General features: G+C 72.0%; 25 protein-coding genes. 19 read left to right on the top strand and 6 right to left on the bottom strand.

The window, feature by feature from the left end:
- Positions 1–339 precede the first annotated feature (339 nt).
- Together rsgA and OOJ98_RS24130 are read right to left on the bottom strand one after the other, a co-directional pair.
- Entirely contained in the window at positions 340–1,467 is a 1,128-nt protein-coding gene (rsgA, locus tag OOJ98_RS24135; RefSeq protein ID WP_267058213.1) for a ribosome small subunit-dependent GTPase A, read from the bottom strand.
- A gap of 420 nt (positions 1,468–1,887) precedes the next feature.
- Positions 1,888–2,016, bottom strand: coding sequence for a hypothetical protein (locus tag OOJ98_RS24130; protein ID WP_267057112.1), 129 nt, complete (start codon positions 2,014–2,016; stop codon positions 1,888–1,890).
- A 247-nt stretch (positions 2,017–2,263) separates the two neighbouring features.
- Between OOJ98_RS24130 and OOJ98_RS24125 the strand changes: the two genes are divergently transcribed.
- The 4 genes from OOJ98_RS24125 to OOJ98_RS24110 all read left to right on the top strand — a co-directional run bounded on the left by OOJ98_RS24125 (position 2,264) and on the right by OOJ98_RS24110 (position 6,588).
- On the top strand, positions 2,264–4,012 hold the full coding sequence (locus OOJ98_RS24125; RefSeq protein ID WP_267057111.1) for an ABC transporter permease subunit: 1,749 nt from the start codon (positions 2,264–2,266) through the stop codon (positions 4,010–4,012).
- A gap of 62 nt (positions 4,013–4,074) precedes the next feature.
- Entirely contained in the window at positions 4,075–5,469 is a 1,395-nt protein-coding gene (locus OOJ98_RS24120) for a nitrate/sulfonate/bicarbonate ABC transporter ATP-binding protein (RefSeq protein WP_267057110.1), read from the top strand.
- Positions 5,470–5,543: 74 nt separating this feature from the next.
- Positions 5,544–5,942 (top strand): metalloregulator ArsR/SmtB family transcription factor, encoded by a 399-nt coding sequence (locus tag OOJ98_RS24115; protein ID WP_267057109.1) that lies wholly within the window; start codon positions 5,544–5,546, stop codon positions 5,940–5,942.
- A gap of 247 nt (positions 5,943–6,189) precedes the next feature.
- The gene (locus tag OOJ98_RS24110) at positions 6,190–6,588 is read left to right on the top strand and encodes a VOC family protein (protein ID WP_267057108.1); all 399 of its coding nucleotides are present in this window, start codon (positions 6,190–6,192) and stop codon (positions 6,586–6,588) included.
- Here the strand turns inward: OOJ98_RS24110 and OOJ98_RS24105 are convergent.
- Together OOJ98_RS24105 and OOJ98_RS24100 are read right to left on the bottom strand one after the other, a co-directional pair.
- Entirely contained in the window at positions 6,522–7,283 is a 762-nt protein-coding gene (locus tag OOJ98_RS24105) for a helix-turn-helix domain-containing protein (RefSeq protein ID WP_267057107.1), read from the bottom strand. The genes OOJ98_RS24110 and OOJ98_RS24105 overlap by 67 nt on opposite strands.
- Positions 7,284–7,311: 28 nt before the next feature.
- A complete protein-coding gene (locus OOJ98_RS24100; RefSeq protein WP_267057106.1) occupies positions 7,312–8,526 on the bottom strand; it encodes a YihY/virulence factor BrkB family protein in 1,215 nt (404 codons plus the stop codon).
- A 17-nt stretch (positions 8,527–8,543) separates the two neighbouring features.
- Between OOJ98_RS24100 and OOJ98_RS24095 the strand changes: the two genes are divergently transcribed.
- The 14 genes from OOJ98_RS24095 (at position 8,544) to OOJ98_RS24035 (ending at position 22,010) form a co-directional block, all read left to right on the top strand.
- Complete coding sequence (locus OOJ98_RS24095; RefSeq protein ID WP_267057105.1) at positions 8,544–10,196, top strand: acyl-CoA dehydrogenase family protein; 1,653 nt, start codon at positions 8,544–8,546, stop codon at positions 10,194–10,196.
- Between the two features lie 289 nt (positions 10,197–10,485).
- A complete protein-coding gene (locus tag OOJ98_RS24090) occupies positions 10,486–11,778 on the top strand; it encodes a helix-turn-helix domain-containing protein (protein ID WP_267057104.1) in 1,293 nt (430 codons plus the stop codon).
- 43 nt (positions 11,779–11,821) lie between these two features.
- Positions 11,822–12,385: a GNAT family N-acetyltransferase gene (locus OOJ98_RS24085; RefSeq protein WP_267057103.1), complete on the top strand. Its 564-nt coding sequence runs from the start codon at positions 11,822–11,824 to the stop codon at positions 12,383–12,385.
- Between the two features lie 154 nt (positions 12,386–12,539).
- Positions 12,540–12,623: a putative leader peptide gene (locus OOJ98_RS34845; RefSeq protein WP_310591794.1), complete on the top strand. Its 84-nt coding sequence runs from the start codon at positions 12,540–12,542 to the stop codon at positions 12,621–12,623.
- 114 nt (positions 12,624–12,737) lie between these two features.
- Positions 12,738–14,435 (top strand): nitrite/sulfite reductase, encoded by a 1,698-nt coding sequence (locus OOJ98_RS24080; protein ID WP_267057102.1) that lies wholly within the window; start codon positions 12,738–12,740, stop codon positions 14,433–14,435.
- The gene (locus OOJ98_RS24075) at positions 14,432–14,611 is read left to right on the top strand and encodes a hypothetical protein (RefSeq protein WP_267057101.1); all 180 of its coding nucleotides are present in this window, start codon (positions 14,432–14,434) and stop codon (positions 14,609–14,611) included. Before OOJ98_RS24080 ends, OOJ98_RS24075 begins: the two co-directional genes overlap by 4 nt.
- Positions 14,608–15,324, top strand: a complete 717-nt coding sequence (locus OOJ98_RS24070) for a phosphoadenylyl-sulfate reductase (RefSeq protein ID WP_267057100.1) — start codon at positions 14,608–14,610, stop codon at positions 15,322–15,324. The genes OOJ98_RS24075 and OOJ98_RS24070 overlap by 4 nt, the downstream gene beginning before the upstream one ends.
- A 32-nt stretch (positions 15,325–15,356) precedes the next feature.
- Positions 15,357–15,902 (top strand): adenylyl-sulfate kinase, encoded by a 546-nt coding sequence (gene cysC / locus OOJ98_RS24065; protein ID WP_267057099.1) that lies wholly within the window; start codon positions 15,357–15,359, stop codon positions 15,900–15,902.
- On the top strand, positions 15,899–16,834 hold the full coding sequence (gene cysD / locus OOJ98_RS24060; RefSeq protein WP_267057098.1) for a sulfate adenylyltransferase subunit CysD: 936 nt from the start codon (positions 15,899–15,901) through the stop codon (positions 16,832–16,834). The genes cysC and cysD overlap by 4 nt, the downstream gene beginning before the upstream one ends.
- Before the next feature lies 1 nt (position 16,835).
- Entirely contained in the window at positions 16,836–18,185 is a 1,350-nt protein-coding gene (locus OOJ98_RS24055; protein ID WP_267057097.1) for a sulfate adenylyltransferase subunit 1, read from the top strand.
- Positions 18,186–18,421: 236 nt separating this feature from the next.
- On the top strand, positions 18,422–19,534 hold the full coding sequence (locus tag OOJ98_RS24050; RefSeq protein WP_267057096.1) for an aliphatic sulfonate ABC transporter substrate-binding protein: 1,113 nt from the start codon (positions 18,422–18,424) through the stop codon (positions 19,532–19,534).
- Positions 19,535–19,579: 45 nt separating this feature from the next.
- Entirely contained in the window at positions 19,580–20,374 is a 795-nt protein-coding gene (locus OOJ98_RS24045) for an ABC transporter ATP-binding protein (RefSeq protein ID WP_267057095.1), read from the top strand.
- On the top strand, positions 20,361–21,260 hold the full coding sequence (locus tag OOJ98_RS24040) for an ABC transporter permease (protein WP_267057094.1): 900 nt from the start codon (positions 20,361–20,363) through the stop codon (positions 21,258–21,260). Before OOJ98_RS24045 ends, OOJ98_RS24040 begins: the two co-directional genes overlap by 14 nt.
- A gap of 6 nt (positions 21,261–21,266) precedes the next feature.
- Positions 21,267–22,010 (top strand): sirohydrochlorin chelatase, encoded by a 744-nt coding sequence (locus OOJ98_RS24035; protein ID WP_267057093.1) that lies wholly within the window; start codon positions 21,267–21,269, stop codon positions 22,008–22,010.
- Between the two features lie 27 nt (positions 22,011–22,037).
- On the opposite strand, the gene OOJ98_RS24030 is transcribed toward OOJ98_RS24035, so the two are convergent.
- Positions 22,038–22,694, bottom strand: a complete 657-nt coding sequence (locus OOJ98_RS24030) for a DsbA family protein (RefSeq protein ID WP_267058212.1) — start codon at positions 22,692–22,694, stop codon at positions 22,038–22,040.
- A 185-nt stretch (positions 22,695–22,879) separates the two neighbouring features.
- Between OOJ98_RS24030 and OOJ98_RS24025 the strand changes: the two genes are divergently transcribed.
- Complete coding sequence (locus OOJ98_RS24025) at positions 22,880–23,731, top strand: aldo/keto reductase (protein ID WP_267057092.1); 852 nt, start codon at positions 22,880–22,882, stop codon at positions 23,729–23,731.
- Between the two features lie 18 nt (positions 23,732–23,749).
- Here OOJ98_RS24025 and OOJ98_RS24020 read toward each other — a convergent pair whose 3' ends face one another.
- Entirely contained in the window at positions 23,750–24,310 is a 561-nt protein-coding gene (locus OOJ98_RS24020; protein WP_267057091.1) for a DUF1697 domain-containing protein, read from the bottom strand.
- Between the last annotated feature and the right edge of the window lie 43 nt (positions 24,311–24,353).

Here is a 24,353-nt window from a genome sequence, read left to right as displayed (position 1 = left end):
TCCGCAGACGAAAGCGGGGTGTCCTGGGGCTCCGCCCCAGACCCCGTATCGCGCCCGAAAGGCGCTCGTCCTCAAACGCCGGACAGGCTGAAGATGCTCAGGGTCAGCACCCTGCCAAGACCAACCCCGCCAGGGGCGCGGGGAACTGCGCGAGACGCGGGCACGGTCCGCAGACGGAAGCGGGTTCAGGAGGCCCCGCCGGCCTGCCCCCGGAGAGGCAAGAGCCGGCGGGGCCGGGGCGAAGCCCCGAAGAGAGCGGGGCCGGGGGCCGGGCCCCGGGTGTCGGCGGAGGCGGGGCCGGGCCCCGGGGGCGGCCGAGGCGGGGCCGGCGCCCCGGGGTCAGCGGAGGCGGCCTCGCTTGAGGGCGCCGTTCGCGCGACCCTGGGCCCCCTTCGCCTTCCAGTCCCGCCGAATCTCCGCCCGCACCCGCGCATCCGTCTTCGCCACGATCCGCTGGTTCTCGCGCAGCAGCTTGCGGTAGCTGTCGAGGCGGCGCTCCGGCAGCGAGCCGTCCTCGATCGCGGCGAGCACCGCGCACCCCGGCTCCGCGACGTGCGCGCAGTCGTGGAAGCGGCACTCGGCGGCCAGCTGCTCGATCTCGGCGAAGACCTGGCCGACGCCGCTCTCCGCGTCGTACAGGCCGACACCCCGCAGCCCCGGTGTGTCGATGAGCGCCCCTCCCCCGGGCAGCACCAGGAGGTTGCGCGTGGTCGTGGTGTGGCGCCCCTTTCCGTCGACCTCCCGGGCCGCCTGGACCGCCATCACCTCCTCGCCGAGCAGCGCGTTGGCGAGCGTCGACTTGCCCGCCCCCGACTGCCCCAGCAGCACACTGGTGCCGCCCGCGACGGCCTCGGCGAGCGCCTCGACCCCCTCGCCGGTCCGTGCGCTGACGGCCACGACCCGTACGCCCGGCGCGGTGGTCCGCACGTCCTGCACGAGGTAGGAGAGCCCGACCGGGTCGGGCACCAGGTCGCACTTGGAGAGCACGACCACCGGCTGCGCGCCGGACTCCCACGCCAGCGCCAGGAAGCGCTCGATGCGTCCGAGGTCGAGTTCCACGGCGAGCGACACCGCGATGATCGCGTGGTCGACGTTGGCCGCGAGGATCTGCGCCTCGGAACGGTTGGACGAGGTGCTGCGCACGAACGCGGTGCGGCGCGGCAGATACGTACGGACGAACTGCGGGTCGCCGCCCGGGTCGACGGCGGCCCAGTCGCCGGTGCAGATGACCCGCATCGGGTCGTGCGGGGTGACGAACGCGGTGTCGGCGCGCAGCATGCCGGACGCCGTCACCACATCGCACTGGCCGCGGTCGACGCGTACGACCCGGCCGGGCACCAGGCCCTGCGCGGCGTACGGGGCGAACTGTGCGGCCCAGTCGTCGTCCCAGCCGTAGGCGGCGAGCGGACGTGACGGAGCGGAGCTGTTGAACGAAGTGCCGCTGAACTCAAGGGAGTTGGACGGCACGCTGTTCGGCTCGGTGGAGAACTCGGTGGAGAACTCGGTGGAGATCGAGGAAGACCAGGAAGACAAGGGGGACCCTTCGAAGGGCGGTCCCGGCGCCACGCGCACAGGCGTGGAGGAGAAAGCGGTCGGTCAGCCGGAGACCACGGGGAAGTGAGGAATGAACTGCGTGATGCGGGCAGCGCCCTTCGCAACGACAGCCATCGTTCACACCTCCCCGAACACGTCTCACCACCGGCGACGACATCCTGCCGTCCCGCTCGAACAGCCCCGACCTTAAGCCCGCCCGTCCCGGCGGCGCCACCCTTTTGTTTCGACGTGCGGAACACGATCGCGTCCAGCCCCAACTCCCTTGACCGGGCGACAGGTTGGGACGGCTCGATCACCCGGCGCGAAACCCGGGCCGCGGCGGCCACTCCCCCCTTATTTGCGCATCAGCGCAATAAGCGGCAGACTGCCCACGTCACCAAAAGCCACATCCTCGACATCGGCGGCATAGCCGATATCGCCGGTACGACCGGTACCACCGACATCACGGAAGGGGGCAGTCATGGACGCCGATCCTCCCAGTCCGCGCTGCCCCGCCGGCCGCGCCTGACTCCTGCCGTCCCGTCCCGCCCCACTCTTCGGGGTCCGGGCCACCGGCACACGTCGCGGTTGCTCACGGGGTTCTTCGGGGCCCGACGGCCCCCCCTCCTCCCCATCCGTTTTCTCACCACGCCGGGCCGCGCCCCGCCGGGGTCGCGCGGTCGCGCCCCCGGGGCTCCTGTGCCCACAGTGTGGTCGGAGGTCTCCTGTGATGTCGTACCGGACGAGCAGCCGCACACCGCGGCTCGCCTCCCGTTTCACCGGTCGTCTCGCCCGTCTGAGCTGGGTCGACGCCGTGGTCGCGGCGGCCGTGCTCGTGCTCTTCTACGTCGTGCTCCAGGTGGGGCACGGGACCACGGTCCGGTTCTCCACCGACCAGTCGATCAAGGTCGACACCGATCCGGCCCAGCTGCCCTACGACGCGGCGCGTTCGCTGCTCCGCATGTTCCTCGCGCTGGCCGCGTCGATCGTGTTCACGTTTGTCTACGCGCTGGCCGCCGCGAAGAGCCGGCGCCTCGAACGCGTACTGATCCCCGCGCTCGACATCCTCCAGTCGGTGCCGGTGCTCGGCTTCCTGACGGTCGCCGTCAGCGGGTTCATCGCCCTGTTCCCCGGCTCCCTGCTCGGCCTCGAATGCGCCTCGATCTTCGCGATCTTCACCTCGCAGGCCTGGAACATGACGTTCGGCTTCTACCAGTCGCTGACCTCGCTCCCCCGAGAACTCGACGAGCTGTCACGGTCGTTCGGGTTCACGCGCTGGATGCGATTCTGGAAGGTCGAGCTTCCGTCGGGAATGATCAGCCTGATCTGGAACGGCATGATGAGCTTCGGCGGAGGCTGGTTCTTCCTCGTCGCGTCCGAGGCGATCAGCGTCAACAACAAGGACTACGCGCTGCCCGGCGTCGGCTCGTACGCGGGCGCCGCCATCGCCGACGGCGACCTCGGCAAGGTCGGCTGGGCCATCCTCACCATGGCCGTCATGGTCATCGGGGTGAACTTCGTCTTCTGGCGGCCGCTGACCGCCTGGGCCGAGAAGTTCAAGAACGAGCAGTCGGAGGCGAGCGAGGTCCAGCGCTCGGTGGTCCTCACGTTCCTGCGGCGCTCCCACTGGCCGCGGCTGCTCGGCACGGCGTTCCGCCCGGTGGGGCGGTTCCTGAGCGGCGCCGGCCGGATCTTCGGCACCGACGACCGCCCCCTCTGCGTCGACCCGGCACGGCGGCGCACCGGCGACATCGCGTTCACCGTCGTCGCGGGCGCCCTCATCCTGTGGGGCCTGTTCGACCTGGGCCGCTACCTCCACGACGAGACGGGACTCGGCGTCTTCGGCGAACCCCTGCTGCTCGGTCTCGCGACGCTGGCCCGGGTGGTGGTCCTGGTGGCCGCGGCCACCGTGATCTGGGTGCCGGTCGGCGTGAAGATCGGCTTCTCGCCACGGCTGACCCGGATCGCCCAGCCCGTCGTGCAGGTCCTGGCGAGCTTCCCCGCCAACTTCCTCTTCCCGCTGGCCGTCTGGTTCTTCCTCAGGACGGGCCTGTCCATCAACATCGGCGGCATCCTGCTGATGGCACTCGGCGCCCAGTGGTACATCCTCTTCAACACCATCGCGGGCGCCATGTCGATCCCCAGCGATCTGCGCGAGGCCATGGACGACCTCGGCGTACGCGGCCGGCAGCGGTGGAAGCGGCTGATCCTGCCGGGCATCTTCCCCGCGTACGTCACCGGCGGCATCACCGCGTCGGGCGGCGCCTGGAACGCCTCGATCGTCGCCGAGGTCGTCACGTTCGGCGGCACCACCCTCACGGCCACCGGTCTCGGCGCCTACATCGCCGAGGCCACGGCCTCCGGCGACTTCCCGCACCTGCTCGCGGGCGTGGCGGTGATGAGCCTGTACGTCGTCGGCCTCAACCGCCTGCTGTGGCGCCGCCTCTACCGGCTCGCCGACACCCGGTTCGCCCTCTGACGCCGCCGGTTCCTCCGCATCCCCCGACATCTCCGAACCTCTGAACTTCCCTGGAGCCCCCCATGGTTCTGAACACCCTCCGCACCCTGCGCAACGCCCGGCACACGGCCGCCCCGAGGGCGCCCCGCCCCGCCGACGGCGAGATCCTGCTCGAAACGGTCGGCCTCACCAAGGCGTACGCGGGGGCCGACGGCGAACTGCCCGTGCTCGGCGGCATCGACCTCCAGATCCGGGCCGGCGAAGTCGTCGCACTGCTCGGCAAGTCGGGGTCGGGCAAGTCGACGCTGCTGCGCTGCCTGGCCGGTCTCGTGCCGCCGAGCTCCGGCACGGTCTCCTACCGCGGCACCCCGCTGACCGGCGCCAACCCGGGCACCGCCATGGTCTTCCAGACCTTCGCGCTGCTGCCCTGGCTGACCGTGCTGCAGAACGTCGAGCTGGGCCTGGAGGCGCGGGGCGTACCGGCCGAAGCGCGGGCCGAAGCGGCGCGCCAGGCCATCGACCTGATCGGCCTCGACGGCTTCGAGTCGGCCTACCCCAAGGAGCTGTCGGGCGGCATGCGCCAGCGCGTCGGCTTCGCGCGGGCGCTGGTCGTCGAGCCGGACGTCCTGATGATGGACGAGCCGTTCTCCGCGCTCGACGTGCTGACCGCGGAGAACCTGCGGGGCGAGCTGATGGAGCTGTGGGAGTCGGGGCAGTTCCCGACGCGGGCGATCGTCCTGGTGACCCACAACATCGAGGAGGCGGTCTTGATGGCCGACCGGATCGTGGTGCTCGGCTCCCGCCCGTACGGGACGATCCGCGAGACCTTCGAGGTGGGGCTCGACCGGCCGCGCGACCGTGAGGCGCCGGAGTTCGACGAGCTCATCGACCGGGTCTACCGCACGATGACGGGCCGTACGAAGGAGACGTCGCCGCACGTGGCGCACGTGCGCGCGGGTCGCCCCGAGGGCGTCGAGGCGGACCGGCGCACCCTCGCGAACACCCCGCTGCCCGCGGCGAGCGTGGACGGCCTGTCGGGCCTGGCCGAAATGGTCGCCCACCGGGGCGGCGGCTGCGACCTCGCGGACCTGGCGGACGACCTCGGCCTGGAGATCGACGACGTGCTGCCGCTGGTGGACGCGCTGGAGCTGCTCGGCTTCGCGGCGGTCAGCGGGGACGACCTGGTCCTGACCGAGCTGGGCGCGGCGTTCGCGGGCGCGGACGTCCGGGGCTCGAAGGAGATCTTCGCGGCGGCCGCGACGGACGCGCCGCTGGTCCGCCTGATCACGACCAGCCTGGGCCAGAGCCCCGACGGCACCCTGCGGGCGGGCTTCTTCCGCGACGTCCTGTCCCACCACTACACGAGCGAGCAGGTGGCGCGGCAGGCGGAGACGGCGACGGACTGGGGGCGGTACGGGGAGCTGTACGGGTACGACGCGGAGCGGGAGGAGTACGCGCTGATCACCCCGGGCCCGTGAGACGCCCGCCCGCGCAGTTCCCCGCGCCCCTGTGGGGCGGTGCCGAGCCGGCACGGGGCCGTTAGGGTATTTGCATGGGAGTGCAAGTGGAGAGTTGGGACGACGAGCGGGCCGAGCGGGCGGTCGCGGTGCTGAAGGCGGTGGCGGATCCGTCGCGGTACCGGCTGCTGTGGGCGCTGAGCGGAGCCGAGCTGCCCGTGAGCGCGCTCGCGGAACTCCTCGGCGCGCATGTCGCCGCCACCTCCCAGCACTTGGCGAAGCTCCGCGCGGCCGGCCTCGTCACCTCGCGCCGCGACGGCACCCGGATCTTCTACCGCGCGGCCGGGCCGGGCGTGCGCGCCCTGCTGGAGGAGGCGTCGGTGGCAGCCCTCGCGGCCTCACCCGAGCAGCCGTCCCCGTCCCCCGGCCCCGAAGCACCCACACCGTCCCGGGCCCCCCGCAGAGCGAGGGCTCCCCGCCCGGTGGCCGACTGACGGCACGCCCCGCGCACGAGCAACCCCTGACCATAGGGGCGCGGGGAACTGCGCGACCAGCCACGCACGGCCCGCGGACGAACGCCTCGCGAACAGCCCCGCCGGAAAAGGGGCGCGGGGAACTGCGCGAGGGCCGCCGTGCTCGCGGACGGAGCCCGCTCGGAGCACCCCCCGCACCCCCCGCCCGCCCCGCAGGGAGTCCGTTTCGTTCAAGACCCGCCCGCCCCGCCCTGCCTACGGTGAGGCCATGACTCCCCGACTCGACGCCTTCGGCCTCATCGTGGCCGACATGGCCGCATCGCTCGCCTTCTACCGCCGTCTCGGCCTCGCCCTCCCCGCCGAGGCGGACACCCAGCCCCACGTGGAGTGCACGCTCCCCGGCGGCACCCGGATCCTGTGGGACACCGAGGACACGATCCGCTCCTTCGACCCCTCCTGGACCCGCCCCGAGGGCAGTGGCCGCACGGGCCTCGCCTTCGCCTGTGACTCCCCCGCGGAAGTCGACGCGGTGTACGACGCGCTGACGGCGGCCGGGCACCACGGGCACCTCAAGCCCTGGGACGCCTTCTGGGGTCAGCGCTACGCGACGGTCCTCGACCCGGACGGCACGGAAGTGTCACTGTTCGCGGCGTCCGCGTCGGCATAGACGTCGGTGGCGGCATGGGCGTACGCGTACTCGCCCAGCGTCATCCCGGCGAGCGACCGCATCTCGCGGGACAGGTGCGCCTGGTCGGCGCAGCCCGCGGCGAGCGCGGCCTCCGCGTACGGCACGCCCCGCCGCACCAGATCGAGCGCGCGCTGCAGGCGCAGCACACGGGCCAGCGTCTTGGGCCCGTAGCCGAACGCGTCGAGGCAGCGCCGGTGCAGCTGGCGCGCGCCGAGGCCCGCGTCGGCCGCCGTGGCCGTCACGCTCCAGCCCGCGGCGATGCGGCCGGCGACCGCGCGGGCCAGCGGGTCGGGGGCGGGCGCCCGGTCCAGGGCCACCGCCTCCAGCGCCGCGGCCGGCGCCGCCGCCTCCCCGATCAGTTCGGCGAGCCGGCGTACCTCCGGCCCGGCCCAGATCCCGTCGAGCGCCACTCGTGCGTCGCGTACCGCGTGCGCCGGGACGCCGAGGACACCGGGCCCGGTGCCCGGCGCGAACCGGATCCCGGCGTAGCGCGTGCCCGGAGCCGCCTCGGGTACGTGGGCGCGGGTGTCGGGGCCCGCCACCAGAAGGCGGCCCTCGCACCAGAGCAGGTCCATGCAGCCGTCGGGGAGGACGGGCCGCGCGCCGTCGTCGTCGCCGATGGTCCGGGTCCACACGACCGCGCCCGCCAGCCGTGAGGGACGCTCTCGGTACATCCTTCGAGGGTAGTCCGGGCCCTGCCGGTCAGTCGGACGGCTTCTCTGACGGCTTCTCTGACGACTTCTCGGCCGCCTTGTCCTCGTGCTTCTTCACCGAGTGCAGGCGCGACTTCACGTCCTCCGGCGGCAGAAACTTCGACCAGCGTTCGGGGAACTCCGACGGCATCCCCGGGTCGTTGCCCTCGTCCACGTCGTCGTCATCCTCGTCGTCGTCCCCTTCGTCGACGTCGTCGAAGAGCGTCGGCTCCCAGGGGTTGGCGCGGGCGACCAGCTGCGCGGCCTGCGCGGCCCGCACCCGGTCGGCCGCGGCGCGGGCCGCCGCCGTGGCGACCGACGGCCACACCCGGTCGATGGCCGCGTTGACGGCGGCGCCGACCAGGACCGCGAACGCGGAGATGCCGATCCAGAGCAGCACCGCGATGGGCGCGGCGAGCGAGCCGTAGATGGTGGGGCCCTCCACCGTGCTGGTCAGATAGATCCGCAGCAGGAACGAGCCGAGCACCCACATCGCGAGGGCCACCAGCGCGCCCGGTACGTCCTCGATCCACGGCGAGCGGACCGGCACCGAGACGTGGAAGAGCGTCGTCAGGAAGGCGATGGACAGCAGGATCATCGTGGGCCAGTACAGGAAGCTGATCACGTCCGTGCCCCACGGGATCAGCTCCACCACCCGGTCCGGGCCCACCACCGCGAGCGGCAGCACGACCGCGCCGATGAGCAGCGCGATGACGTACAGCAGCAGCGAGAGCAGCCGGGTCTTCACGATGCCGCGCTGCCCGTCGAGCCCGTACATCACGGTGATGGTGTCGATGAAGACGTTGACGGCGCGCGACCCCGACCAGAGGGCGATGGCGAAGCCGATCGAGACGATGTCGGGGCGCTTGCCCTTGGTGACGTCTTCGAGGAGCGGCTGCGCGAACTCGTGGACCCCCCGGTCGGACAGCACGGTTCCGGCCGCGTTGAGGATGTTCTGCTCGATGCTGGCGACGGTGTGGGTGCTGGTCCAGCCGTCCACGTAGCCGAGCAGCGCGATGACGCTGAGCAGCAGCGGGGGCAGCGAGAGCAGCGTGAAGAACGCGGCCTCGGCGGCCAGGCCCAGGATCCGGTACTCGACACAGGAGTTGACGGTGTCCTTGAGGAGCAGCCAGCCCAATTTCCGCTTCGAGACGTTGCGGTAGACGACGCGGGCCCGATGAAGGCGGCCGGATGTCCGCTCGGGTGTTTCATTTGCTGGCTGCACGTCCTTACCGTATCGGCATGGCAGCCACCACCCACACAGTGACCAACCAGGCTCCGCCCCTGGTGGGGTACGACGTCTTCACCGCCGACCGGGCCCTCAGCGAGGCGGTTGAGCGGCACACAGCGCCGGAGCTCGTCGACGAGGTACGAGAGGAGCTCGCGGGTCTGGGAAGGACCGCGGGATCGGCCCAGGCCCAGGAGTGGGGTGTGCTGGCCAACGAGAACCCGCCGAAGCTGCGCACCCACGACCGGTACGGCAACCGGATCGACGAGGTCGAGTTCCATCCGAGCTGGCACCGCCTGCTCGGCAAGGCCGTCACGTCGGGGCTCACCGACGCCTGGGGGCGGCCCGCGGGCCATGTGCGCCGCGCTGCCGGATTCCTGGTGTGGACCCAGGCGGAGGGCGGCCACGGCTGCCCGGTCTCCATGACGCACGCGGCGGTGCCCGCGCTGCGCACCGACCCGGCACTCGCCGCCGAGTGGGAGCCGCGGCTCACCTCCCACGTGTACGAGGAGGGGCTGCGGCCCGCGTCCGAGAAGAGCGGTGTCATCTTCGGCATGGGGATGACGGAGAAGCAGGGCGGCAGCGATGTGCGGGCCAACACGACGTCCGCCGCGCCGCTCTCCGCGGACGGCGAGTACGTCCTGACCGGGCACAAGTGGTTCTGCTCGGCGCCGATGAGCGACGGGTTCCTCGTTCTCGCGCAGGCATCCCCCGCCAAAAAGGACAGCCTCACCTGCTTCCTGGTGCCGAGGGTCCTCGAGGACGGCACCCGCAACGCGTTCGCGATCCAGCGGCTCAAGGACAAGCTGGGCAACAAGTCGAACGCGTCGAGCGAGGTCGAGTTCGACGGGACGTGGGCGCGCCGGGTCGGCGAGGAGGGGCGCGGGGTGCGCACCATCATCGAGATGGTGGCGGCGACACGGCTCGACTGTGTGATCGGCTCGGCAGCGATCATGCGGCAGGCGGTGACGCAGGCCGTCCATCACGCCGCGTACCGCAGCGCGTTCGGCGGGCTGCTCATCGAGAAGCCGCTGATGCGCAACGTCCTGGCCGATCTGGCCCTGGAGTCGGAGGCCGCGACGACGCTGGCGCTGCGCCTGGCGGCGGCCTATGACGCCGCCCCCGACGACGCCGAGGAGCGGGCGTTCCTGCGGCTCGCGGTGCCGGCCGCCAAGTACTGGGTGACCAAGCGGTGTACGCCGGTGGCGGGCGAGGCGCTCGAATGCCTGGGCGGCAACGGGTACGTGGAGGAGTCGGGGATGCCGCGGCTGCTGCGCGAGGCCCCGCTCAACTCGATCTGGGAGGGCTCGGGCAATGTCCAGGCGCTCGATGTGCTGCGGGCGCTCCAGCGCGAGCCGCAGGCGATCAACGCGTTCCTCCAGGAGGTCGGCAAGGCGCGTGGCGCCGACCACCGGCTGGACGGCGCCATCAAGGGCCTGCTGACCGAACTCGCCGATCTGGACGGCATCGAGGGGCGGGCGCGCCGCCTGGTGGAGCGGATGGCGCTGGTCCTCCAGGGCTCGCTGCTGGTGCGCTGGGCGCCGCCGGAGGTCGCGGACGCGTTCTGCGCCTCGCGGCTCGGCGGCGACTGGGGTGCGGCCTTCGGAACGCTGCCGCACTCGCTGGACCTGGCCTCGGTGGTGGAGCGGGCCAGGGCCGAGGCCTGAGGCACGGTCGGCGTGGGCCGGAGGGCCGTCGGGGGTGGTGCCGCGCCGACACGGCACCACCCCCGCGCTCTCATGCCTCCGCGAACGGGGCATGACGACCGGCCAACCGGTGCATGCTCACTGTCGTCCACCCGCGTGCGGCCCGCGAGAGTTGCACGGGGTTGCAACCGTGCGGAGCCCGCGTACGGCTGCCGGGTGCCAATCGCCGCACGGGCAGCTCGAGTTGATGACGTCCGGGCGCCGGACGCCGGTTTTCGGCGGGCTTCGGAGCCGACCGCAGGAGGTTCGCGTGGAGAGCGACACGCTCGATGTGGCCCGGCTGGCCGCCATGGACTCCCGGGAGGCGACACGGCTCCTGCAGCGGGTGCGGGCCGCCACCCTCGCCGGCCGGCGCCCGACGGTCGTACCGCGCAAGGACATCGGGGAGTCCTGGCGGCGGGCGCTGAGCAGCGGGCTCGATCCGGACGGCGGCCGCCACGCGGGGATCCTGTCCGCCGCCGAGGTCGAGCGGCGCAGGCGGCATTCGCCGCTGACGGACGTCCTGCCGGTGCTGCGGGACGCGCTGGTGTCGGTCGCCGACGCCGCGCAGCACATCATGGTCGTCTCGGACGCCGAGGGGCGGGTGCTGTGGCGCGAGGGCCACGCGTCCGTGCTGAGGCTCGCGGACACCCTGGGCTTCGAGGTGGGCGCCGACTGGAGCGAGCCGGCCGTCGGCACCAACGGGGTGGGCACCCCGCTCGTCACCCGGCGGCCGGTGCAGGTGTTCTCGGCCGAGCACTTCGTCTCCGCCCACCACACCTGGACGTGCGCGGGCGCGCCCGTTGTCGATCCGCGGGACGGCCGGCTGATCGGTGTGGTCGACGTCAGCGGGCCGCTCGCCACGATGCATCCGGCGACGCTGTCCTTCGTGACGTCGGTGACCCGGCTCGCCGCGGCCGAGCTGCGCGCGCAGCACCTGCGCGCCCTGGAACGGCTGCGCGCGGTGGCGGCGCCGGTGCTGTGCCGGGTCGGTGGGCGGGCCCTCGCCGTCGACGCCAACGGCTGGGTCGCCGCGGTCACCGGCATGCCGCCGAGGGACCGGCTCGCGCTGCCGGCGGCGCCCCCCACGGGCCGCGTGTGGCTTCCCTCGCTCGGCATGTGCACCGTCGAGCCGCTGCCGGGCGGCCGGCTCGTCCAGGCCGTCGACGGGGCGGGCGGCGCTCCGGCCGCGGGTGCCCTGCGGGTGGTGCTCGACCTGAGCCGGCCGCGGCACCGCTCGGTGACGGTGTCGGGGGACGCGGGCAGCTGGACGCAGGAGCTCAGCCCGCGCCACGCCGAGCTGCTGTTCGTCCTCGCCCTGCACCGGGAGGGGCGCAGCGCAGCGCAGCTCGCGCAGGACATCTTCGAGGACCCGACGCGCACGGTGACCGTACGGGCCGAGATGTCGCGCCTGCGCCGGCGCCTCGCGGAGGTGCTCGCGCATCGCCCGTACCGCTTCGGTGAGGGCGTACGCGTCGAGGTGATCCGGCCGGACCGCGCCGCGGACCTGCTCCCCCGCTCGTCGTCGCCCGCCGTCAGGGCGGCCCGGGAGCGGCAGGCCTGACCTGCGTTGGAGACCGCGGCGGCCGCATGATTGCCTGGGCCGCATGAGTACTACCGTGACCATCTGGTCCCTGGAGCAGACCTCGCCCGCGGATCTGCGCCCGGCCGCCGAGCCGCCCGGCGCCGTCACGATCGCGCGCGCCGAGGTCCCCTCGCCCGAGTTCAGCCGCTTCCTCTATACGGCGGTCGGCGGTGACATCATGTGGACCGACCGGCTCGGCCTGACGTACGCCGAGTGGGAGCGGGCTCTGGACAAGCCGGGTACGGAGACCTGGGTGGCCTACGAGCGGGGCACCCCGGCGGGCTATGTCGAGCTGGAGGCGCAGCCCGGCGGCACCGTGGAGATCGTCTACTTCGGCCTGATCCCGGCTTTCCGCGGGCGGCGCATCGGCGGCCACCTCCTGACGTACGGGATCCGGCGGGCCTGGGACCTGGCCCAGCGCTGGCCCGGCCTGCCGGCCACCGAGCGGGTGTGGCTGCACACCTGCTCGCTCGATGGCGAGCACGCGATGGACAACTATCTGAGGCGCGGCTTCAAGCTCTTCGCCACGAAGGAGGAGCCGGGGACGGACGCACCCGTGCCGGGGCCCTGGCCCGGAGCGTTCTGAACCGCCGTCAGGCCGCGCGGACCGGGCCCCGACGGAGCGGGCGAGCCGCCCCAGGCCAGTGATCCGGAACACACCGTCTCGTCCTTCGAGACATCTATGTCCACATTTTGGATAGTGGTGGACTGGGTCCAAAGTCCCGTGACACGCTTCCGTCATGTCTGGAACTGGAATTGCCTTGGTGAGTCGGCGGCACGTCGACCTCGGCCGCATGTCCAGCGCCATCTGTCCGGCACGCTGACGCCTCCGGCAGCGCCGCGAATCCGTTTCTCCCCTTCCTGCCTGCGCACCGCCGCGCCGAAGCGCGAGTGTGCAGGTCAGAGCCGCCCTCCTGCAGTCCCGAAGGACATACGCCATGGCCGCCAGCCCAGAAAACCCTGCCCCCACGACGCCCCGCCGCAAGCCGGGCCGCCACCGTGGTGAAGGCCAGTGGGCCGTCGGCCACTTCACCCCGCTCAACGGCAACGAGCAGGTGAAGAAGGACGACGACGGTCTCAATGTGCGGACACGCATTGAGACGATCTACTCCAAGCGGGGCTTCGACTCGATCGACCCCAGCGACCTGCGCGGCCGGATGCGCTGGTGGGGGCTGTACACCCAGCGCCGCCAGGGCATCGACGGCGGCAAGACGGCGATCCTGGAGCCGGAGGAGCTGGACGACGAGTTCTTCATGCTGCGCGTCCGCATCGACGGCGGCCGGCTCACCACCGAGCAGCTGCGGGTCATCGGCGAGATCTCGCAGGAGTTCGCGCGCGGCACCGCCGACCTCACCGACCGGCAGAACATCCAGTACCACTGGATCCGCATCGAGGACGTCCCGGAGATCTGGGAGCGGCTCGAAGCGGTCGGCCTGTCCACCACCGAGGCCTGTGGTGACACCCCGCGCACCATCCTCGGCTCGCCGGTCGCCGGGATCGCCGCGGACGAGATCATCGACGGCAGCCCGGCCGTCGACGAGATCCACCGCCGCTTCATCGGCAACCCGGCCTTCTCCAACCTGCCCCGCAAGTTCAAGACCGCGATCTCCGGCTCCCCGCAGCTGGACGTCGCCCACGAGATCAACGACATCGCGTTCGTGGGCGTCGACCACCCCGAGCACGGCCCCGGCTTCGACCTGTGGGTCGGCGGCGGCCTCTCCACCAACCCCAAGCTCGGGGTGCGGCTCGGCGCGTGGGTGCCGCTCGACGAGGTGCCGGACGTCTTCGAGGGCGTCATCTCGATCTTCCGCGACTACGGCTACCGGCGGCTGCGCAACCGCGCCCGCCTGAAGTTCCTGGTCGCCGACTGGGGCCCGGAGAAGTTCCGCCAGGTCCTCCAGGACGAGTACCTCAAGCGCGACCTGCTCGACGGCCCCGCCCCCGAGCTGCCCAAGGACGTCTGGCGCGACCACCTCGGGGTGCACCGCCAGAACGACGGCCGCTTCTACATCGGCTTCGCCCCGCGCGTCGGCCGGGTGGACGGCGCGACCCTGAGCAAGATCGCCGAGCTCGCCGAGACACACGGCTCGGGCCGGCTGCGCACCACCACCGAGCAGAAGCTCATCGTGCTCGACGTCGAGGAGGACCGCGTCGAGTCGCTCGTCGCCGGCCTGGAGTCGCTCGGCCTCAAGGTCAACGCCTCGCCGTTCCGGCGCGGCACGATGGCCTGCACCGGCATCGAGTTCTGCAAGCTCGCGATCGTCGAGACCAAGGCGCGCGGCGCCTCGCTCATCGACGAACTGGAGCGCCGCATCCCCGAGTTCGACGAGCCGATCACCATCAACATCAACGGCTGCCCCAACTCCTGCGCCCGCATCCAGGTCGCCGACATCGGCCTCAAGGGCCAGCTGGTCCTCGACGACGAGGGCAACCAGGTCGAGGGGTTCCAGGTGCACCTGGGCGGCGCGCTCGGCCTGGAGGCCGGCTTCGGCCGCAAGGTCCGCGGCCTGAAGGTCACCTCGGCCGAACTGCCCGACTACGTCGAGCGCGTCCTCAAGCGGTTCCAGGCGGAGCGCGCCGAGGGCGAGCGGTTCGCGACCTGGACCGCCCGCGCGAGCGAAGAGGCCCTGTCATGAGCGAGCGGGCGGCGCCCTTCCACTGCCCGTACTGCGGCGACGAGGACCTGCGTCCCAACGAGACCGGACACGGCGCGTGGGAATGCGCGGCGTGCAACCGGGCCTTCCAACTGAAGTTCCTCGGGCTGCTCGCCCGTGGAGTGACGCGCAACGACCGGGGAGGGGAAGCGATATGACAGCCACTCAGGTTTCCGACGACCTCACGGCGGCCGAGCTCAAGGCGCTCGCCGAGCAGGCGGGGCGGGACCTCGAAGAGGCGTCCCCGCTGGAGATCCTGCGGTGGGCCACGTCCACCTTCGGCAAGCGCTTCTGCGTCACCTCCTCCATGGAGGACGCGGTCGTCGCCCACCTCGCCTCGCGCGCCATGCCCGGCGTGGACGTGGTGTTCCTCGACACCGGCTACCACTTCCCCGAGACCATCGGCACCCGTGACGCCGTCGCCGAGGTGATGGACGTCAACGTCATCACCCTGACGCCGCGCCAGAGCGTCGCCGAGCAGGACGCCCAGTACGGCCCGAAGCTGCACGACCGCGACCCCGACCTGTGCTGCGCGCTGCGCAAGGTCAAGCCGCTCGAAGAGGGCCTGAGTTCGTACACCGCGTGGGCCACCGGGCTTCGCCGCGACGAGTCCCCGACCCGGGCCGGCACCCCGGTCGTCGGCTGGGACGAGAAGCGGCAGAAGGTCAAGGTCTCGCCGATCGCCCGCTGGACCCAGGACGACGTGGACGCCTACGTCGCCGAGCACGGCGTGATCACCAACCTGCTCCTCATGGACGGCTACCCCTCGATCGGCTGCGCCCCGTGCACCCGACGGGTCGCCGAGGGCGAGGACGCGCGCGCCGGACGCTGGGCCGGACGCAACAAGACCGAGTGCGGACTGCACGGATGACGGACCGTCACCACAGTGATCAGGAGACTTCGATGAGCGTGACGGAGGCGGGAGCCACCATCTGGCTGACCGGTCTGCCGAGCGCCGGCAAGACCACCATCGCGTACGAACTCGCGGGGCGGCTGCGCACGGACGGCCACCGGGTGGAGGTGCTCGACGGCGACGAGATCCGCGAGTTCCTCTCCGCGGGCCTCGGCTTCAGCCGCGAGGACCGGCACACCAATGTGCAGCGGATCGGATTCGTCGCCGAACTGCTCGCCGCCAACGGCGTGAAGGCACTCGTGCCGGTCATCGCGCCGTACGCCGACAGCCGTGAGGCCGTGCGGGGGCGTCACCAGGCGGAGGGCACCGCCTATCTGGAGGTGCACGTCGCGACCCCGGTGGAGGTCTGCTCCGTACGCGATGTGAAGGGCCTGTACGCCAAGCAGGCGGCCGGCGAGATCAGCGGCCTGACCGGCGTCGACGACCCGTACGAGGCGCCCGCCGCGCCGGACCTGCGGATCGAGTCGCACACCCAGACCGTGCAGGAGTCCGCGGCGGCGCTTCTCGCGCTGCTCACCGAAAGGGGCCTGGCATGACGTCGGCAGCTACCGTGACCGAGGGTGTGGACAGCCCGTACGCGCTCAGCCACCTGGACGCCCTGGAGTCCGAGGCGGTGCACATCTTCCGCGAGGTGGCGGGCGAGTTCGAGCGGCCGGTGATCCTCTTCTCCGGCGGCAAGGACTCCATCCTCATGCTGCACCTGGCGCTGAAGGCGTTCGCCCCGGCGTCCGTGCCCTTCTCGCTGCTGCACGTGGACACCGGGCACAACTTCCCCGAGGTCCTGGCCTACCGCGACCGCGTGGTGGCCGAGCACGGCCTGCGGCTGCACGTCGCGTCGGTGCAGGAGTACATCGACGCCGGCAAGCTGCGCGAGCGGCCCGACGGGGTGCGCAACCCGCTCCAGACGGTGCCGCTCACCGAGGCCATCCAGCAGCTCCGCTTCGACGCGGTGTTCGGCGGCGGCCGGCGCGACGAGGAGAAGGCCCGCGCCAAGGAGCGGGTGTTCTCGCTGCGCGACGAGTTCTCGCAGTGGGACCCGCGCCGCCAGCGCCCCGAGCTGTGGCAGCTCTACAACGGCCGGCACGCCCCGGGCGAGCACGTGCGCGTGTTCCCGCTGTCCAACTGGACCGAGCTGGACGTGTGGCAGTACATCGCCCGCGAGGACATCGACCTGCCGGGGATCTACTTCGCCCACGAGCGCGAGGTGTTCAAGCGGTCCGGGATGTGGCTGACCGCCGGCGAGTGGGGCGGCCCCAAGGCCGACGAGAGCGTCGAGACCCGCCTGGTGCGCTACCGCACCGTCGGCGACATGTCCTGCACCGGCGCCGTCGACTCCGACGCGACGACGCTGGACGCCGTCATCACCGAGATCGCCGCATCGAGGCTGACCGAGCGGGGCGCCACCCGTGCCGACGACAAGCTGTCCGAGGCCGCGATGGAAGACCGCAAGCGCGAGGGGTACTTCTAGAATGTCCAACTCTGTTGACACCGCGGCCCAGTTGGCCGACGTCTCGGCCACCACGCTGCTGCGCTTCGCGACCGCCGGTTCCGTCGACGACGGCAAGTCCACCCTGGTGGGCCGGCTTCTGCACGACTCCAAGTCGGTCCTCACCGACCAGCTGGAGGCCGTCGAGGCGGCCTCCCTCAAGCGCGGTCAGGAAACCCCCGACCTGGCGCTGCTCACCGACGGCCTGCGCGCCGAGCGCGAGCAGGGCATCACCATCGACGTGGCCTACCGCTACTTCGCGACCCCGCGGCGCCGGTTCATCCTGGCCGACACCCCCGGGCACGTGCAGTACACCCGCAACATGGTGACCGGCGCCTCCACCGCCGACCTCGCCGTGGTCCTGGTCGACGCCCGCAACGGCGTCATCGAGCAGACCCGCCGCCACGCCGCGGTCGCCGCGCTGCTGCGCGTCCCGCACGTGGTCCTCGCCGTCAACAAGATGGACCTGGTGGCGTACGAGGAGAAGGTCTTCGCGGCCATCGCCGAGCAGTTCACCGCGTACGCGAGCGAGCTGGGCGTCCCGGAGATCACCGCCATCCCCATCTCGGCGCTCGCGGGCGACAACGTGGTGGAGCCCAGCGCCAACATGGACTGGTACGGCGGGCCCACCGTCCTGGAACACCTGGAGACGGTGCCGGTCAGCCACGACCTGACCTCCTGCCACGCCCGGCTCCCCGTGCAGTACGTGATCCGGCCGCAGACCGCCGAACTCCCCGACTACCGGGGCTACGCGGGCCAGATCGCCGCGGGCACGTTCCGGGTCGGCGAGCCGGTGACGGTGCTCCCGTCGGGGCGCACCAGCACCGTCGCGGGCATCGACCTGCTCGGCGAGTCCGTCGACATCGCGTGGACGCCGCAGTCCGTGACCCTGCTGCTCGATGACGACATCGACATCTCGCGCGGCGACCTGATCGTGCCGAGCGGGGACGCGCCCGCCACCACCCAGGACGTCGAGGCGACGGTGTGCCACGTGGCCGACCAGCCCCTGACGGTGGGTCAGCGGGTGCTGCTCAAGCACACCACCCGCACGGTCAAGGCGATCGTCAAGGAGATCGAGTCCCGGCTCACCCTGGACGACCTCTCCCAGCACCCCAACCCCGGCCGGCTGGTCGCCAACGACATCGGCCGGGTCAAGGTCCGCACCGCGGAGCCGCTCGCGCTCGACTCGTACGCGGCCTCGCGGCGCACCGGATCCTTCCTGCTCATCGACCCCGCGGACGGCACCACGCTCGCGGCCGGCATGGCGGGCGAGGCGTTCGCCGGCGACCAGGCCGTCGCCGCCGTCGCGGACGAGGACGGCTGGGACTTCTGATGACTCTCGACGTCTATTCGACCTTCGCGAAAGAGGGCGGCCGCATCGGCAGCGGCGCCCTCGGCAGCGGGCAGGGCGGGGTGTCCCGATGTGCGTGATGACGTACGCGCACCGCTCGCGCGCCCTGCCGCACCACCACCCCCCGCACCATCGAAGACCTGCCGACTTCCCGGCCGCGTCCCGGAGTTGAGACTCCGCCGGACGTAAGCACCGGGCCTCCGAGAGGACACCCTCCCGTGCCTGTCAGTTCCCCCTTGAAGCGCAGCCTCGTCGCCGCCGCCGCCCTGCCCCTGCTGTTCGGCGCGCTCGCGGCCTGCGGCTACGGCTCGTCCGCCGACAAGGACGACGCGGGGAAGGTCACACCCGCCGCCAACGGCAAGAAGCTCTCCGCCGACTCGGTGAAGATCGGCTACTTCCCGAACCTGACCCACGCCACGGCGCTGGTCGGTGTCCAGGAGGGCCTCTTCCAGAAGGAGCTGGGCGGCACGTCGATCAAGACGGCCACCTTCAACGCGGGGCCCTCCGAGATCGAGGCGCTCAACGCGGGCTCGATCGACATCGGCTGGATCGGCCCCTCCCCGGCCATCAACGGCTACACCAAGTCCAAGGGCCAGAGCCTGCGCGTCATCGGCGGCTCCGCGTCGGGCGGCGTGAAGCTGGTGGTCGACCCCCACAAGGTGCCGTCGGTGGACGCCCTCAAGGGCAAGAACATCGCCACCCCGCAGCTCGGCAACACCCAGGACGTGGCGTTCCTCAACTGGCTGGCCGGCAAGGGCTGGAAGGTCGACGCGCAGAGCGGCAAGGGCGACGTCAACGTGGTCCGCACCGACAACAAGATCACCCCGGACGCCTTCAAGTCCGGTTCGATCGACGGCGCGTGGGTGCCCGAGCCGACCGCGTCCAAGCTGGTCGCCGAGGGCGGCAAGGTGCTGCTCGACGAGTCCGACCTGTGGCCGGACAAGCAGTTCGTGATCACCAACATCATCGTGTCGCAGAAGTTCCTCAAGGAGCACCCCGACGTCGTCGAGGCGGTCCTGCGCGGCTCGGTGAAGACCAACGAGTGGATCGGTGCCCACCCCGACGAGGCGAAGGCCTCGGCCAACGCCGCGCTCAAGAAGCTCTCCGGCAAGGCGCTCCCCGCGGACATCATCGACCCGGCATGGAAGTCGATCAAGACGCTGGACGACCCGCTGGCGGCCACCCTCCAGGCGCAGGCCGACCACGCGGTGAAGGCCGGTCTCCTCAAGGCGCCCGAGCTCAAGGGCATCTACGACCTCGCTCCGCTCAACAAGGTCCTCAAGTCCCTGGGCAAGCCCGAGGTCGGCGACGCCGGTCTCGGCGTCAAGTAGTCCCCCACCCAGCCGGTTCCACAGGTTTCCCAGGAGGTGACGACCATGGCCACCGCACTCGTCAAGGCCACGGACCGTACGACGGCGACGCACGAGTACGCCGCGCGCATCGGGCATGTCTCGAAGTCCTTCGGCGGTCCCGCGGGGCCCCAGCTCGTCCTCGACGACATCACCCTCGATGTCGCGCCGGGCGAGTTCGTCACCCTCCTGGGCGCCTCCGGCTGCGGCAAGTCGACGCTGCTCAACCTGGTCGCGGGTCTGGACGCCCCGACGGCGGGCACCATCGAGACGCCCGGCGGGCGGCCCGCCCTGATGTTCCAGGAGCACGCCCTCTTCCCGTGGCTGACCGCGGGCAAGAACATCGAGCTCGCGCTCAGGCTGCGCGGGGTGCCCAAGAACGACCGGCGCGAGCGGGCCGAGGAGCTCCTCTCGCTGGTCCGTCTCCAGGGCGCGTACGGCAAGCGGGTGCACGAGCTGTCCGGCGGCATGCGCCAGCGCGTCGCGATGGCGCGGGCGATCGCCCAGGACTCCCAACTCCTGCTGATGGACGAGCCGTTCGCGGCGCTCGACGCCATCACGCGTGATGTGCTGCACGACGAGCTGACCCGCATCTGGCGCGAGACGAACCTGTCGGTGCTCTTCGTGACGCACAACGTGCGCGAGGCGGTCCGGCTCGCGCAGCGCGTGGTCCTGCTCTCCTCGCGGCCGGGCCGGGTGGCCCACGAATGGACGGTCGACATCGACCAGCCGCGCCGCATCGAGGACGCCGAAGTGGCGGAACTCTCCGTCGAGATCACCGAACAACTGCGTGGGGAGATCCGCCGCCATGGCCAGCACTGAGACCACCGCCGTCAAGGACGCCGAGGACTCCCCCGGGCTCGGCAGCCTCGAAGCGGGCCTCGACGCGCTCGAAACCGTCCAGACCCACCGCACCCCGGTGCGTGAGGTGCTGGTCAGGAAGGTGCTGCCGCCGCTGACCGCGGTCGCGCTCGTCCTCGTGGTGTGGCAGGTCCTCGTCTCGGCGAAGGTCACCGACGCGTACAAGCTGCCCGCGCCGTCCGCGGTGTGGTCGAGCCTGCACGACATGTGGCTCCAGGGGACCCTGCTCGACGTCGTGTGGACCAGCGTCTCGCGCGGTCTGCTCGGCTTCCTGCTCGCGCTGGTCATCGGCACGCCGCTCGGTCTGATCGTCGCCCGGGTCAAGTTCGTGCGGGCGGCCATCGGCCCGATCCTGTCGGGCCTCCAGTCGCTGCCGTCGGTGGCCTGGGTGCCGCCGGCGGTGCTGTGGCTCGGCCTCAACGACTCGATGATGTACGCGGTGATCCTCCTCGGCGCGGTCCCCTCGATCGCCAACGGGCTCGTCTCCGGCGTCGACCAGGTGCCGCCGCTGTATCTGCGGGCGGGCCGCACCCTGGGCGCGACCGGGGTGCGCGGCGCCTGGCACATCCTGATGCCCGCCGCGCTGCCCGGCTACCTCGCCGGTCTGAAGCAGGGCTGGGCGTTCTCGTGGCGCTCCCTGATGGCCGCCGAGATCATCGCGTCCTCGCCCGATCTGGGCCTGGGGCTCGGCCAGTTGCTGGAGAACGGCCGCAACAACTCCGACATGCCCGGCATCTTCCTGGCGATCATCCTGATCCTCATCGTGGGCATCGCCATCGACCTGCTGATCTTCAGCCCGCTGGAGCGCAGGGTGCTGCGCGGCCGCGGTCTGCTCGTGAAGGGCTGAGCCGCCGTGCACCGCCCGGTCCTCCTCGTCATCGCCCACGGCAGCCGCGACCCCCGGCACGCCGCGACCGTCGACGCCCTGGTGCGCCGGGCGCGGACGCTGCGGCCGGGGCTGCGCGTGGAGACCGCCTTCCTGGACTTCAACGCGCCGTCCGTCCCCCAGGCCCTGGACCGGCTCGCCCTCGAAGGCGTACGGGACGTGGTGGCGCTGCCGCTGCTCCTGACCCGCGCCTTCCACGCCAAGGCCGACATCCCGGCGGTGCTCGACCGGGCCCCGGCCCGGCTGAACATCCGTCTCGCGGACGTCCTCGGCCCCTCACCCCTGCTGCTCGCCACCCTTGAGCGACGGCTGTACGAGGCGGGGCTCAGCCCCGCCGACAGAAGCTCGACCGGGCTCGTCCTGGCCTCGGCGGGCTCCACCGACCCGGAGGCGATCGCAGTGATCGCTGAAATCGCGCGGGAGCTGCGGCACACCGGTTGGTGCGCCGTGCGGCCTGCGTTCGCCTCCGCGGCTCTGCCCCGTACGGAAGACGCCGTACGGGAGTTGCGGGCCACCGCGGGCGTGCGACGGGTCGCCGTCGCCCCCTATGTCATCGCGCCCGGCTTCCTGCCCGACCGGATCGCCCGGGGCGCGGCGCACGCCGACGTCCTCGCCGGGGTGCTGGGCGCCGCGCCGGAGGTGGCGCGCCTGCTGCTCGTCCGGTACGACCAGGCGCGGGCGCGCGAGAGCGTGACCGCGCTCAGCGCCTGACGTCCCGCCGGCCCGCGCCCTCGGCTCTCAGTCGAAGCGCAGGGACCCGGTCCGCGCCCTCTTCAGCTCGAAGAAGTCGGGGTGGGCCGCGATCGTGCGCACGCTGTCGAAGAGCCGGGCGGCCTCCTCGCCGCGCGGGATCGAGCTGAGGACCGGACCGAAGTAGACCGTGCCGTCGAGGTGCAGGGTCGGGGTGCCGACATAGCCGTCCTGCGCCGGGTCCTTGCCGGCGTCGTGGCTGCGCAGCACGGCCTCGTCGTAGGCCGGGTCGTGGGCGGCCGCGGCGAGGGCGACGGGCAGCCCGAGCTCCGCGAGGGACTGCGCGATCACCTCGTCGAAGTCCTGGTTCCCGCCGTCGTGGATGCGGGTGCCGAACGCGGTGTAGAGGTCGCGCAGCACCCCCTCGCCCCGTGCCTGGGCGGCCGCCACGGCGACCCGGACCGGGCCGATGGAGCGGTCCACCAAGTCCCGGTACCAGTCGGGCAGTTCGTTGCCGACGTTGTGGAAGTAGAGACTCATGGGCCGGAAGCGGAGGTCGATGTCGCGGTGCCGCTCGACCTCCAGCATCCAGCGAGAGGTGATCCAGGCGAAGGGGCAGGCGGGATCGAAGTAGAAGTCGACGGCGGTGCGCCGCTCGGGCTCGGTCGCCGGGGCCGTCGTCGGGCCGGTCGTCAGGTCGGTCATCGGGTCCGTCATGGGTCGAGCCTAGCCGGGCAGTGGCCCTGGTTCGTGGGCCACTGCCACCCGTATTCATTGGGCCATTTCGGCACCGTGCCACCCGGCCGCGCCTCGGGGCGGCCGGTGTTCGTCAGCGCTCCGCGCCCGGACCCGCGGCCGGGGTGCGGGCATGGCTTGGATACGGTGACGGCATGATCCCCGCAACCTTCCCCCTCGGCGCGGAACGGCCCGTGCGGCGCCTCGGGTTCGGCACCGCGCAGCTCACCGGCCCCGGCTACTGGGGTCCGCGGGGCGAGCGGGCGGACGCGCTCGCCGTGCTGCGGCGGGCCGTCGAGCGGGGCGTCACCCTGATCGACACCGCCGACAACTACGGCCCGGAGCTCGCCGAGGAACTCGTCGCGCAGGCGCTGCACCCCTACCCCGCCGATGTCGTCGTCGCGACCAAGGGCGGTGTCGTACGGACCAGCGACCACGCCTGGCACATCGCGGGCCGGCCCGAGCAGCTGCGGGCGATGTGCGAGGCGAGCCTGCGCCGGCTGCGCGTGGAGACCATCGACCTTTACCAGCTGCACCGGCTCGACCCGGCCGTGCCCCTGGCCGAACAGCTGGGCGCCCTGGACGAGTTGAGGCGTGCGGGCAAGATCCGCCACATCGGCCTCGACAGCGTCGACGCCGGCCAGGTGGAGCAGGCGCTGCGCCTGACCGCCATCGCCTCCGTGCAGAACCGCTTCAACCTCCTGGACCGCGCGTCGGAGCCGGTCCTCGACCTGTGCGAGGCGCACGGCCTGGCGTTCCTGCCCTGGTTCCCGCTGGCCAACGGCGCCCTCACCGAGGGCGGGGCGGCCGTTCTCGACCGGGTCGCCCACGCGCACGGGGCGAGCCGGGGCCAGATCGCCCTGGCCTGGCTGCTGCACCGCTCCCCCGCCCTGTGCCCGACGCCCGGCACCGGTTCGCCGAAGCATCTGGAGGAGAACCTCGACGCCGCCCGAGTACAGCTCTCCGAGGCGGAGTTGACCGATCTCAACGCGCTCGCACAGGCCTGAGCGGGACGGCCTTCATCCTCATCCCCGGGCCGACTCCGTCATCTCCACCAGCGCCTTGACGGTGTTCCAGTTGCGGGAGGTCGCCGAGACGCCCTTGAGCAGGCCGGGCCGGGACAGGGCAGGGGCGAGCTTGGAGGTGCCGAGGCCGCCGGGCGCGTACAGGTAGAGGACCTGGTCGCCGAGGCGGAACTCCTCGGGGAGGAAGGCCGCAGCGTCGACGCCTGCGAAGCGGTCGGCGGTGACGGGCGCCCCCGCGAAGAAGGTGGCGTGCAGCTGCTTGCCCGCGAGCCGGTCGGCGGGGAAGGGGCAGGCGTCGAGGACCGCCCGCAGGTAGGGCCCGCCGCGCACCATGCAGGCGACGGAGAAGCCGAAGTGCTCCTCGATGGCGGCTTCGAGTGCGGCGGCGAGCGCGTCCTCGTCACGGGAGGCGCTGCTGAAGACGGCGTTGCCGCTGTTGAGGTACGTCTTCACATCGCCGTGTCCCAGGCCGCCGAGGATCTTCCGCAGCTCGGCCATGGGAACCTTCTTGGCCCCGCCCACATTGATGCCGCGCAGCAGCGCGGCGTACGTCGTCGTCATGGGCCACACCCTAGGACGGCCCCCGCGCCCCGTGGGGGACGGG

Origin of the sequence: Streptomyces sp. NBC_00083, assembly GCF_026343295.1 — a bacterium.
Classification (GTDB): Bacteria; Actinomycetota; Actinomycetes; order Streptomycetales; family Streptomycetaceae; genus Streptomyces.
The sequence above is the reverse complement of the archived record's forward strand: the minus strand, read 5'-3'. Positions and strand labels throughout refer to the sequence as shown.